General features: G+C 41.6%; 12 protein-coding genes. 6 read left to right on the forward strand and 6 right to left on the reverse strand.

Going from position 1 to position 12,233, the window contains the following annotated elements; genetic code table 11:
* The 5 genes from ESA94_RS20520 to ESA94_RS20540 all read left to right on the forward strand — a co-directional run bounded on the left by ESA94_RS20520 (window position 1) and on the right by ESA94_RS20540 (window position 2,311).
* Window positions 1–243 carry a hypothetical protein gene (locus ESA94_RS20520; RefSeq protein WP_129132836.1) on the forward strand — a complete coding sequence of 81 codons (243 nt, stop codon included), beginning with the start codon at window positions 1–3 and terminating at the stop codon, window positions 241–243.
* The gene (locus ESA94_RS20525; RefSeq protein WP_129132837.1) at window positions 243–986 is read left to right on the forward strand and encodes a hypothetical protein; all 744 of its coding nucleotides are present in this window, start codon (window positions 243–245) and stop codon (window positions 984–986) included. Before ESA94_RS20520 ends, ESA94_RS20525 begins: the two co-directional genes overlap by 1 nt.
* Before the next feature lie 63 nt (window positions 987–1,049).
* Window positions 1,050–1,412 carry a hypothetical protein gene (locus ESA94_RS20530; protein ID WP_129132838.1) on the forward strand — a complete coding sequence of 121 codons (363 nt, stop codon included), beginning with the start codon at window positions 1,050–1,052 and terminating at the stop codon, window positions 1,410–1,412.
* The gene (locus tag ESA94_RS20535; protein ID WP_129132839.1) at window positions 1,409–1,741 is read left to right on the forward strand and encodes a hypothetical protein; all 333 of its coding nucleotides are present in this window, start codon (window positions 1,409–1,411) and stop codon (window positions 1,739–1,741) included. The genes ESA94_RS20530 and ESA94_RS20535 overlap by 4 nt, the downstream gene beginning before the upstream one ends.
* Window positions 1,742–1,834: 93 nt before the next feature.
* The gene (locus ESA94_RS20540; RefSeq protein ID WP_205756032.1) at window positions 1,835–2,311 is read left to right on the forward strand and encodes a DNA adenine methylase; all 477 of its coding nucleotides are present in this window, start codon (window positions 1,835–1,837) and stop codon (window positions 2,309–2,311) included.
* A 145-nt stretch (window positions 2,312–2,456) separates the two neighbouring features.
* On the opposite strand, the gene ESA94_RS21540 is transcribed toward ESA94_RS20540, so the two are convergent.
* Together ESA94_RS21540 and ESA94_RS20545 are read right to left on the reverse strand one after the other, a co-directional pair.
* Complete coding sequence (locus tag ESA94_RS21540; RefSeq protein ID WP_164972813.1) at window positions 2,457–2,600, reverse strand: hypothetical protein; 144 nt, start codon at window positions 2,598–2,600, stop codon at window positions 2,457–2,459.
* 189 nt (window positions 2,601–2,789) lie between these two features.
* Window positions 2,790–4,469 carry a tetratricopeptide repeat protein gene (locus ESA94_RS20545; protein ID WP_129132840.1) on the reverse strand — a complete coding sequence of 560 codons (1,680 nt, stop codon included), beginning with the start codon at window positions 4,467–4,469 and terminating at the stop codon, window positions 2,790–2,792.
* Window positions 4,470–4,638: 169 nt separating this feature from the next.
* Between ESA94_RS20545 and ESA94_RS20550 the strand changes: the two genes are divergently transcribed.
* Window positions 4,639–5,010, forward strand: a complete 372-nt coding sequence (locus tag ESA94_RS20550) for a VOC family protein (protein ID WP_129132841.1) — start codon at window positions 4,639–4,641, stop codon at window positions 5,008–5,010.
* 195 nt (window positions 5,011–5,205) lie between these two features.
* On the opposite strand, the gene groL is transcribed toward ESA94_RS20550, so the two are convergent.
* From groL to ESA94_RS20570, 4 genes are all read right to left on the reverse strand, one after another.
* Window positions 5,206–6,843 carry a chaperonin GroEL gene (gene groL, locus ESA94_RS20555; RefSeq protein WP_129132842.1) on the reverse strand — a complete coding sequence of 546 codons (1,638 nt, stop codon included), beginning with the start codon at window positions 6,841–6,843 and terminating at the stop codon, window positions 5,206–5,208.
* 136 nt (window positions 6,844–6,979) lie between these two features.
* Window positions 6,980–7,261 (reverse strand): co-chaperone GroES, encoded by a 282-nt coding sequence (locus ESA94_RS20560; protein ID WP_129132843.1) that lies wholly within the window; start codon window positions 7,259–7,261, stop codon window positions 6,980–6,982.
* Window positions 7,262–7,436: 175 nt separating this feature from the next.
* The gene (locus ESA94_RS20565) at window positions 7,437–7,982 is read right to left on the reverse strand and encodes a hypothetical protein (RefSeq protein WP_129132844.1); all 546 of its coding nucleotides are present in this window, start codon (window positions 7,980–7,982) and stop codon (window positions 7,437–7,439) included.
* Window positions 7,983–8,039: 57 nt separating this feature from the next.
* On the reverse strand, window positions 8,040–12,101 hold the full coding sequence (locus tag ESA94_RS20570) for a T9SS type A sorting domain-containing protein (RefSeq protein ID WP_129132845.1): 4,062 nt from the start codon (window positions 12,099–12,101) through the stop codon (window positions 8,040–8,042).
* Window positions 12,102–12,233: the final 132 nt, after the last annotated feature.

The following is a 12,233-nucleotide window of genomic DNA, read 5'->3' on the forward strand; positions in this document are numbered from 1 at the left end:
ATGTGGGATAAACTTAACCGACAAAAATTTATGCACCTCGCAGCAGGTGCAGTGCTCATCTTACTTATTATACAAATCATCCTCAACAGCATTGCTATTTACTATTTAAGCAATATGCTTGGGGTAGATGCTTTTGAGCGCATTAATATTAAGATGCTGGACATTGTTAAGGATACAGTAATGATTGTACTACTGTACTTCTTTGGCCGTAACCAAAAGAACGATACCGAAAACAAAGACTAATGAAACTACTGACTGCCTTTTTACTCCTTGCCATGCTATGCAGCTGCGGCACTTTGCGCAAACTTAAAAGCAACTTTAAGTATAGTTATAAAAGTGATTCTGTTGCAGTACAGACGCAAACTGTTGACAGCACCGGCACAACTGTAAGTAAAACCGATGAACAAAGCGGCATTGATGTACAGGTTGAATTTGAACCAGGTAGTAAGGACACAGCTGTTACTATTGAGATTGTTACTTATCCGGTAACCGCTGATGATTATATACCTCAAACTATACAGGTAAAAACAAGCAGTAAGCCGAAAGGCATTAAGTACAAGCAGCAGCAAAAAAAGCAAACTGAACAACAACAAACGAGTGCTGTAAAAACCAATACAGACAGCAAGGTTGCTGTAAGTGAAGTTGCTAAAGCAAAAGAAGTTGATTTAGTTAAAAAGCGTGTGGTAGTATCGTGGTGGTGGTATTTGTTTCTGTTGCTGGCATTGCTACTTGTACTGTACCGTTACCGAAAACCAATACTTGCATTCATCAAATCAAAAATTATAATTATGAAGAAGTTCTTTTTAGTAGCCATTACAGGGCTGTTCTTATTCGGCTGTGGTGTAGCACCCGATAAAACCAATACAAAAGTTGAGGAACGGCAATCGCTCATGCGGCCTGATAATCCGCTGGATTGGGAGCATGTATATGTTGACAGTGTGGGCAAATATGCTGTGTTGAAACAGGTGAATGGTAAAGGCACGTAGGTACAGATCGATACAACTTTTAAGGTGCAGAAGAAAATTGCTAAAAGTACTTTTTGGATTCAAATGAGTTCAAGGCATGTAAAGCAGTTTATGCAGTTTATCGATTACTTTCCTAAGCAGGCTTTACCCGGCATTGTGCTTATTGTTGTTTTCCTTTCAATGACGATTTACACCTTATACAAAAACGGCTGGCACATCAGTGGGTTGAGCTTTGGTGCTGCATGCGCTTTTGTATTTACCCTCGGTTGGTTTATTTGGATGATACAACATACCCCTGCTGATTTAAGTGATAACAACCGAAAGCAGCTGAGCCGTGCTGAGTATGAATATTGGATGAAGAAAGACCCCACCTTCGACACATACTGGCTGGAGAAATGGGAGCGCAACGAGCTAACAGGTATTACTAATCCAAATGCTAAGAAATGATTATCCTCTCTCTCTTGTTTTTTGCAATAGCAGCAGCATGCAGTGCTGTAATGGACAGGGTTGAAAACGAACCTGCTTTTTACAAATCTGTTTTCCGCTATAACGATGCGAAATACTGGCTGAAAACAGAAAGCTGGAAGCATGCGAAGCGGTTCTTCGGTTGGAAAGCTGATGCGTGGCATATTGCAAAAAGTGTGATGGTGATCTTTTGTGCATTGACTGCACTAACCTATGTGCCGGTTGTTGGATGGTTTGCTGACTTATGTATTTATGGCCTTGTTTGGAATATTACGTTTAACCTTATGTATAACAGGCTGTTTAAACAATAATTTTTCTCATGCAGTTGGTTTTGGTTGGCCTGCTGTATCTACAGCGGGCCGTTTATTTGGGAGTACAGGCAAGTAACACTCAAATAAACAAGTATGAAAATTCAGTTAAAGACCCCGATCACCTATTATGGTGGCAAGCAAAAATTATGTAGTAAAATTCTTTCAATTATTCCTCCTCATCTTCTTTACTGTGAATCGTTTGTTGACGGTGGTGCTGTTTTCTTTGGAAAAGAGCCGAGCGATTCGGAAGTGTTGAACGACACGAATAAAGAACTGATCAACTTCTACCAGGTTGTTAAGAATAAGTTTGTTGACTTGGAGACGATGATCCGTGTCACGCTTCATAGTAGAAGGCTGCATGCCGATGCATCAGTAGTTTATAACAATCCTCATTTGTTTGATGAAGTAAAACGGGCATGGGCTTGGTGGGTACTGGCTACTCAAAGCTTCAGCAGTATTATCGATGGCTCTTGGGGCTACGATAAAAAGAGCAACACTACCAGTAAGAAGGTAAGCTCAACAACCGGGCTGCTTACGAAAAGATTATTGCGGCTATTGAGCGATATTTGAAGCCGATTTTTGCACAAAACCCCGACTTTTGAAAAGTGTTAAAATATATACGCTACGTTTTTTTAATTTATACGGGGCGTTTTTGCGCCTTTATGAGTATAACAGACAGTAGTGGTAATAAAAGCTTTCGCATAATAGTTGTTATTTAAAGTTGAATGATTGCAGTTTGTTGAATGTTTCGGTTAATTTTTGCCACATGCATATCCGTAAAAATGATGAGCAGCAGAATAAGCACAAGTACAAGCAACAGGAGGATAATAAGGTCTGTGTATTTTTTAATGATGGGCATGCAGCATGTTTCATCTAAACTACTTCCGGGGAGAGGTGGATTGCAATTTTTTGGGCTGGCAAATGCCTGTCAGGTACCTGTCAAAAACCTGTCAATGAATAGAAAATGGAAAATCGAAAGTTGAAAGTGGGAAGTAAAAGTTGTAAGCGGCTTTATTTTCGATTTTTAACTTTCAACTTTTCACTTGCATCAAATGCCTGCAATGATCGTTTCTAACTCCACCGTTGTTCCTGTGCCAAATCGCTGACGAAGACGGTGGCGGGTTTTGTGTACACTATCCAAACCAATGCCCTGCATGGCAGCGATCTGTTTGGTGTTGAGTTGAATTTTCAGGAGTGCAGCCATCCGTTGCTCAGCTTCGGTAATGCCGGGGGCTTTCTCCCGAAGCAGTTTAAAAAAGGAAGGATATGTTTTTTCAAACAGCGATTTAAAGTTTTGCCAGTCAGCTTCAGTGAGGATCATCTGCCGGCTGAGTTCTCCTATGGTTTGTGCATCGTGTTGCTTATGCTGCTGATGTTCGATACTTGCCTGCAGTTCTTCAATACGACTGTTCTTGTTAATGATCTCGTGTTTGAACAATTCCAGTTCTTTGGCCGCCTGCAGTTGTTGTTGCTCTGCTTTTTTTCTTCTGCTGTTGAGCCACCAAATGGCAATGGCAGCAATGAGCACAAGCAAGGCAATGCCGATATTCCGTTTATTGACGGCATTGCTTTTTTCCTCCGTCATTCTTTTTAATGCCAGTTGTTCTTTTTCATATTCCGCTTTTACAAACACATAACGGTTGTTGCTTGCTTCACGTGCAAGACTCACACTATCGTTATAAGTACGGATGAGTTTTAAATACGGATAAGCTTTTTCCGGTTGCCCCATTGTTTCATAACAGGCAGCTAATGCTTCATACACACGGTTGAGCAGTTCTTTATTTTTTCCATTGTTCAGCTCGGCACTTTTCAGCAATGCAGCAATAGCTGTTTGATGATCGTTTTCCTGCATCGCAATTTTACCCTTCATTTCATAAGCGATCAACAGATCATCGGGCTCTTTACTTGCTTTTGCAATTTCAAACAAACGGGCATCAACCATCTTTGCACTATCCAGCATTCCCAATGCAACAAATGATGGCAGCCGGTTTTTGTAAGCGATCTCCTGCCACACCGGTTTGTTTATTTCGATGCAATAGTTCTGCAGCTTTTCAAAGTAATAAATAGCCGAATCATGTTTCTGCAACTTACGATACGCCAGCCCCAGGTTGTTATAGGTGTACATAAAACGGAAAGGCTTCACCAATGTATCGGCCAGCTTCAATCCTGTACGCAAATGATCAATCGCATCCTGCGGATAACCGGCCACCAGCAATGCCTCACCCACCCACAAATAAAAAATACTGACTGCTGCAAAATTTTCTACACCAAGATAGTCATGCAGTCGAAGTGAAGTGATGGCATATTGCACAGCCAGTTCATACTTGTTCATGGAGTTGAGCATTTCACTGTACCATCGGCCAAACTCTGCCTGCAGGTAAGGATCTTCCATTTCAACTGCCTCATTAAGGCATACTTTCATTTGTGCAGCATACAATGAATCGCCTTCTTTCAAATGATAGAAAAACAATTTTGCCTTTACACTCCTGCCCAGCAACTGTAACCGTTTGTTTCCTTTGGCACAGGCTGCTTCAATTTCTGTAGCGGCTTTGATCTTTGATGTGGAATCTATCTTGGTAATATCGTAGTAAACGCTATAGTGTTTTGCTACCTGTTGTTTGCTTTCATCTTTTAAACGGTTTACCCACTCATCTATCGGAAGTTTTTTTTGTGCAGCAGCACACAGGGTAATGAGCAGACATGCAGATATAAGCTGAGCGACTTTCATTGAGACCTTTAAAATAAGTAATAAATGGATTTTTTTACATTATCTGTTGATGAGTTTCTGTTGCAGTGGCGGTTCTGTAATCTGCCTGCTGATTTATATCTTTAAGGATACTGCTGAAAGACCAGGTGCCGACATGTAAATAGCAGTATCAATCTTCAATCATTATTATATGACCGAATGTGTTCCTTTCCTGTTGGTGAAAAATATTCCTGCTGCCATTGCATGGTATGAGCAGTTGGGCTTTTCCTGTGTGGCCACCAATCTTATTTGGGAGCCTGACTGTGAAATCAACTGGGCAAGAATTGAATGGGATGGCGCTGCCTTTATGATCGGTCCTGATGAAAGATCTGTGATTGCAGATAAAAAAGATACCGGTCTATGGTTTAATGTAGTTTCTATTGATGCGATTTTTGCAACACTTATCCAACAAGGAATTGAAACAGAATTTGAAGCTGAAACATTTTATGGAAGAAGCGTTGTTTCGTTTAAAGATCTTGATGGGTTTGTGGTTTCGTTTTCTTGTGAGGTGAAAAAACAATAACGGAACACTTGATTTTTTCTTATCGGTTGGTGCCTCCTCCAACCGATAAGAAATGTTGAATCTTATATTGATTTAAAAACAAAGTCCCCCGGAAACCCGGAGGACTTTGTTTTTATCTTCAAACCGTTACCAGTTTTTGAAGCGATTGAAGTTAATGCACTTCGTACTTCTAACTTCTTATCTCGTACTTCAAAATTAGTAACCACCCATACCGCCCATATCAGGAGCGCCATGTGCATGCGGTTCTTCTTTCTTTGGTTTGTCAGCAATTACACACTCAGTAGTTAACAACATACCAGCGATAGAAGCTGCATTTTCCAAAGCAACACGGCTCACTTTTGTAGGATCAATTACACCAGCCTTAAACATATTTTCATATGTTTCAGTGCGTGCATTGAAACCAAAGTCGCCTTTGCCTTCTTTAATTTTTTGTACAACGATAGAACCGTCAATACCTGCGTTGGCAGTTAATGTGCGGATAGGTTCTTCCAAAGCACGACGGATGATTTGCATACCTGTTTGCTCGTCTTCAATCTGTCCACGAACTTTTGCTTCCAATGCATCCAGTGCACGAATGTAAGCTACGCCACCACCAGGAACGATACCTTCTTCAACAGCAGCACGTGTTGCATGCAACGCATCATCAACACGGTCTTTCTTTTCTTTCATTTCCACTTCAGTAGCAGCACCGATGTACAATACTGCAACACCACCTGCTAACTTCGCTAAACGCTCTTGTAATTTTTCTTTATCGTAGTCAGAAGTTGTGTTTTCAACCTGTGCTTTGATCTGGTTAACACGTGCAGTGATCTCGGTTTTCTTTCCTTTACCACCAACAATTGTTGTGTTGTCTTTATCAATAGTTACAGAAGAAGCCTGACCTAAGTAAGTCAAATCAGCATTCTCTAATTTGTAACCTTGTTCTTCGCTGATAACTGTACCTGCAGTGAGGATCGCAATATCAGTGAGCATTTCTTTACGACGGTCGCCAAAGCCCGGAGCTTTTACAGCAGCCACTTTCAGTGTACCACGGAGTTTGTTTACAACCAATGTTGCCAATGCTTCACCTTCCAGATCTTCAGAGATGATCACTAAAGGACGACCGCTTTGTGCAACTTTCTCCAGGATGTGGAGGATATCTTTCATTGCAGAGATCTTCTTATCATAGATAAGGATGTATGGGTTCTGCAATTCAGCTTCCATTTTTTCGCTGTTTGTAACGAAGTATGGAGAAATATAACCACGATCGAATTGCATGCCTTCTACTACATCAACAGTAGTATCGGTACCTTTTGCTTCTTCAACAGTAATTACACCTTCTTTACCAACTTTTGCAAATGCTTCAGCGATCAGCTTGCCGATTGTTTCATCGTTGTTTGCAGAGATAGAAGCAACCTGCTGAATTTTTTTGCTGTCGTTACCAACAGTTTGTGATTGACCTTTCAGGTTTTCAACCACAAGACGTACTGCTTTATCAATACCACGTTTCAGATCCATTGGGTTTGCACCGGCAGCCACCATTTTCAAACCTTCAGCAATAATGCTTTGTGCCAATACAGTTGCAGTAGTAGTACCATCGCCTGCAATGTCTGCAGTTTTAGAAGCTACTTCTTTCACCATCTGTGCACCCATGTTTTCAATCGGGTCTTCCAGTTCAATTTCTTTTGCTACAGTAACACCATCTTTTGTAACAGCTGGTGCACCGAATTTCTTTTCAATTACCACGTTGCGACCTTTAGGACCGAGGGTAACTTTTACAGCGTTGGCCAATACGTCAACACCTTTCTTCATTTTATTTCTTCCTTCGATATCAAAGAAGATTTGCTTTGCCATATGAAATAGTTTTAAGTTTTTAGTTTGTAGTTTTTTGTTACAAGCTTTTGTAACACTATCATCTGCAGTTGCGTCGCACCATTGTACAGTTAAATCTGCATGGTGCTTGGCTTGCAGCTAATAGCTCGCAGCTGTTTTATACAATTGCTAAAATGTCGCTTTCACGCATGATGAGCAGGTCTGCGCCATCAATAGAGATTTCAGTACCGGCGTATTTACCATAAAGAACAACGTCGCCAACTTTTACAGTAACGGGTTCGTCTTTTTTACCGGGGCCGGCAGCCACTACAGTACCACGCTGGGGTTTTTCTTTTGCTGTGTCGGGGATGATGATACCACCTGCTGTTTTTTCTTCAGCCGGGGCAGGCTTCACAATTACCCTGTCGTGTAAAGGGGTAACACTTACCTTCTTAGCCATAATTATTCTTTTTTGGTTTTTAATGAAAATGATTTCACCCGCTTTGACGGGCATGCGAAGGTAAGCGAATACAGTGCCGTGGGGCCGAAATGTGCAAAATTTTCAGGAATGGCAAAATAAAGGTCAAATAAGCCCGTAAACTGACAGATGCGGAAAGACATTTTAACAGGCAGTTTTAATTCGCAGGCAGCTGCTCCACTGCTTCTACCCTTTCTATCTGCTGATAAAAAGCACGTTTACCTTTAAAAAAGCGGATTAACATAACACCATCCTCTGTTTTTTGCGGCGAGATTGCCGATCTGTCAACCGTTAACTGCAGGCTATATAGTGCAGATGTATTTTCTGTAGTAATAAGCAATGGTTTTGTAAGACTGCCCTTTTCTAACCCAACTTCTGCACTGTTACCCGTTATAAGGTTGGCAGAAACCGAAAACCGCTTTCCACGATACCAGGCAGAATCGAACCGGGTTACTTTTTTAACCGTTACAACATAAGCCGTATAAAAAGTATCGGGCAACAGCGGTAATTCATTGCCTGAAGGGTCTACCGGTATATTGCCTTGCTGCCGTGGACTTTGAAAAGCATATACTTTTTTAACCAGTTTTTTTTCTGTGTTGCAAGAGCTTATCAGCAACTGTAAAAAGCTAAATAAAAACAGAATTGAAACAATAACAGGTCTTCTGTTTTTTTGATATTGTTTCTTCTTATTTGCCTTTTTCATTTGAGCCTGTAATACGTGTACAAAAAAACAGCCCCTGCTTTTGCAGGGGCTGAATAGTTACTGTTTAACAAGTTTTATGCTTTGGGTTTTAGTACCCGCATCAATGCGTAATATATAAACTCCTGCTGCTATTGTTGCTTTGCCAAAAGATAACTGGTATACGCCATCTGCCCTGCCAAGGTTCCAGCGTTGCAATACCTGGCCATTGCTGCCCAGCAGTGTAGCCCCTACATTTACTCTTGCTGCATTACCTATTTGCACAGGAATATAACTACCGACAGGATTTTGCAAAAGCTTTATCAGATCAGTTGTTCTTGTAAAGATGCGAACAGGTGTAACAGCTGCTTCTGTAAGAAAATACAATCCTGGTCCGTAAACAGTTGCTGTAAACACATAGCCAGTACCAAAGTTTGTAACAGATGAGTTATATACGTTCGTATTACTGCTATTTGCTCCTGCTATTGTTCCGGCTATCGTTCCGGCCAACCGAATACTGTTTGGATCTTTACCTCCAAGTTCTGCCGAAGTAAAGTAAGCGCTCAATTGATAACTGCTGTTATCCGGAGCTCCGCTATAATTGATGTTAAATATTTTTTGAGAACGTGTACCTGCAAAGAAGGTTTGCCAACTGTTACCCGCTTCAGCAACAGCAGCATTTACACAACCAAAATTCCTTGAGGCAGCTCCCATACGGGCAATAATATCAAAACCATTATAAAAACTGTAGACACCACTTCCTCCAACATACTCAGAACGGTTTGTTCCGGCAGTGCTTGCAATGGAATTACCCGAAACCGCATTGAAGGTTGTTGTAATACGATTGTAATCGATGTATGCCGCAGCTAAAGAACATCCGGAACTGCTTATCGCATTTGACCAGGTTGATGCTCTTACAGCTGAATTCGAATTTCCAAACGGAGCAGAAGTTGCATCCACAAGATCGGCCGAACTTTCTGCTGTTGCTTTATCATAACAAATATTTACAAGCAAATTGGAAACTCCATCCCAATAAAACGGAGTTGTGAAATTAAATAGATTTACTCCAACTGATGTACTGTAATTAGCCGAATAAACTTGTGTTAGGGGCGTACCATTAAATCCTGTATTAAGTGTTGTTGCAGTGGTATTTGCCATTGAAATAGTAAACCCTGTAAATGGCTGTGTACTGTTTTTCGTAATTACACTAATCGTCATTGAACGAATAAAACCCTCAGCACTCATACCGGCACTTGTTAACTCGGAAGCCGTAAACAAATACTGTACACGAAAACGGCTACGGTCTGTTCGAAAAGGTGAATTATCTGAAAGTGTGGTTTCACTTTGACCGATATTAAAATTACCACTGTATAAAGAAGCAACAGGGGCTACATCATCATCTGTAAACGTAACAGTATAACTCTGACTGCTAGGTGCGGCAATTGCATTTGTGCTTCCGCTTATTGCATAATTAAAAGTAAATGACTCTGCTCCTTCTACTTCCGCATCGTTATAAATACGAACGGTTATATTCTGATCGGCAGTTGCTCCGCTATTGAATAATAAAGTGCTTGATGGAGATGCAAAATTTCCGTTTGTGGTAAAATCATAATCCAATCCCTGTATTGCAGTACCACCGGCCTGTATACTCAATGTTACAGTAGCATTTCCTGTTGGGGCTGCATCAATACGCATAGGGATAGTTATGTCACGATAGTTTCGGCAAACTTCACCAGATGCAGTAGTACCTTCCGCAGCAGAAGTGTACTTGTACGAACCGGCAAAACGGATATAAGGTGTTGAAAGGGGCAACTGCGTTGTCCACATTCCCCGACCATGTGTTGCCGCAAGCAAAGTTTTATCGCTATGCCTGTACTGCAACATATTTGTACGTACCACAGGAAATGTGCTGTTACGTACCCAGTCTGTAGAAGATCCGTTAATATCATCCGTTTCAAAAATCCCCATCTCAGTTGCTATAATTGCCTTATCATTATCTTCCGGGTAAAACATAGCCCAACGTACCGGAACATTTGGAAGGTTACCGGTAATATCCGCCCAGCCGGAAGCACCGCCACCGGTTGTGCTTACAAACACATGCGCCACGTTATAGTTACTGAAAGTTGCCAACAAGTAATCATCCGTTGTACCTGTGTTAATGCAGGAAACAGTATTACCGGAAGCCGGGAAATTAGAACCCGAAATATTTGTTACCGTTGGAAAATTCTGGTGTGCATTATCTACCCTTACCACTCTTGCTTCAGATGAGCCAAAATAGACTCTGTTATTAACCGATGGAGAAACTTTGATACTTGTAACCGCAGAGGAAGTGCCTGAAGAAATAGAAACCGAACGAAAGGTTGCACCGGTTTGCGGATCGTCCCAACGTACATAAGAACCAACAGAAGCACTTGTGTACATTTTATTATTCATATCGTCGTAATCGGTCGGGTTAATAAATTGGCCGATACTGCTGGAGTAGCTTACAGATGACCAGGCCGCACCACCATTTACACTACGCCTGTAATTGGCATATGTTGTGGCGCCAAACTGATATTGTGGTTCATTTTCATCAATGTGTACAAACCCACCATCGCCTCCTAACACTTCCACACTTGCACCCAATCCCGGACTGTTTAACTGGTGTGTTCCGTTATCTTGTGTACCCCCTAAAAAATAGTTTGTTTGTGAAGGATGAATAGCGCAGGAATAAAACTGTTTGGTTCGTACACCAACATTTCTGTCGGTAAAACTGAATCCATTGTCCGATGAATAAAACACTCCGCCATCTGTTCCCAATAATACCTGGTTACCATCCCATACAACAGCATGGTGATCGGCATGGACGTACATAACTGTGTTTCCTACCCAACGTGATATTCTTGCCCACGAAACACCACCGTTTTCCGATTTAAAATAATTCAGTCCACCTGCTATTACTAAATCCGGATTTGCAGGATCTGCCCCGATGGCTAAATCGTACCAACCTTGTCCGGTATTGATTGAAGGACTCGCATCAGAATCAGATGTTCCGCTTGGTGGCGATGTAATTGTTTGAGCCCAGTTAAGTCCACCATCGGTAGATTTATAGATGACAGGTGTACGATAATTCGCATCAGCCGGTAAAGCATACAATGTATTACCTGCAACCGTGAGTTCTGTGTTGTAGGTCGTGGGGTAGGTTGTTAAAGGCTCTGTCCAAGTACCGGCAGTAACTGTCGAAGGATTGTCTGCAAACCTGTGTCCAGATATTCCGCTGTTTCTGTAACCGCAAACAATATGTAATCTGCCCGTACTGCTAAGGCGCATTTCTGTAACCCGGGTAGTTAAGCCTGAAGGTGTAATATTTACCCAGGTAGCCCCACCATCCGAAGAACGTTGAATACCACTACCTCCTCCAATTGTTGCTACATATACATTTCCTGTCGCATCACAAACCACTCTTGAAACGTTGTAGAAATTGACTGTGTTTGTAAGTAAATTCCAGGTAACACCATTGTCTGTACTTTTCCATACCCCTCCCCCTCTAACTGCATCTGCATTAAATGTTTTTTCTCCTGTGCCAAAGTAGAGGATATTCTTATTTAGAGGATCCTGGCAAATAGCTGTTACAGCAAGGTTGCCAAAAAAATCGCTGATTAATGTCCAATTTGCTGGTGAAGCTGAAATATCGGTGGTTTTCCATAAGCCACCGCTTACAGCCCCAAGCCAAACTGTTTTACGAGAGGGATCATTTAAATCAAACCAAAGCGCCCTTGTTCTGCCACTGGTAACAGCATTATTTGCCGGGCCACGAATATTTCCGTTGCTGGGCCCAACAGAATTCGTATTGGGTCCACGCTCTACCCATGTGAGCGCAGAAAGTCTTGCAAGCCTGCCCGATCGTCTTCCTAACTCATGCCTGTACACTTCGTTAACCAGGTTTGATGCAGGCACATATCCTAATTTCACATCTTTTGTTTGTTCAAACTCCAGATTCATTGCCTCCTTGATACCATCGTACTTCTGTTTTGTGCGGTCTTTCGACCATCCTGGGTTTTCAACGGGTGCAGATGTGTTGTTTGCATGCTGCTTCGTAAAATTGCAGCCAAAGAATGTACTGATAGCCAGAAAGGCGAAAGAAACGCCAATGAGTTTTTTCATGCTTTTTGGTTTGCAGGTTCAGGAATTAAAATACATGAACCCGCTTGCTTTTACGTTGGTGGTGAAATTTAAAAAATCGCTATCTGTCAAATTTAAGGGAAACCATTGCTTATCTTTGTCCTTTTATTATCA

Origin of the sequence: Lacibacter luteus (assembly GCF_004118265.1) — a bacterium.
GTDB lineage: Bacteria > Bacteroidota > Bacteroidia > Chitinophagales > Chitinophagaceae > Lacibacter > Lacibacter luteus.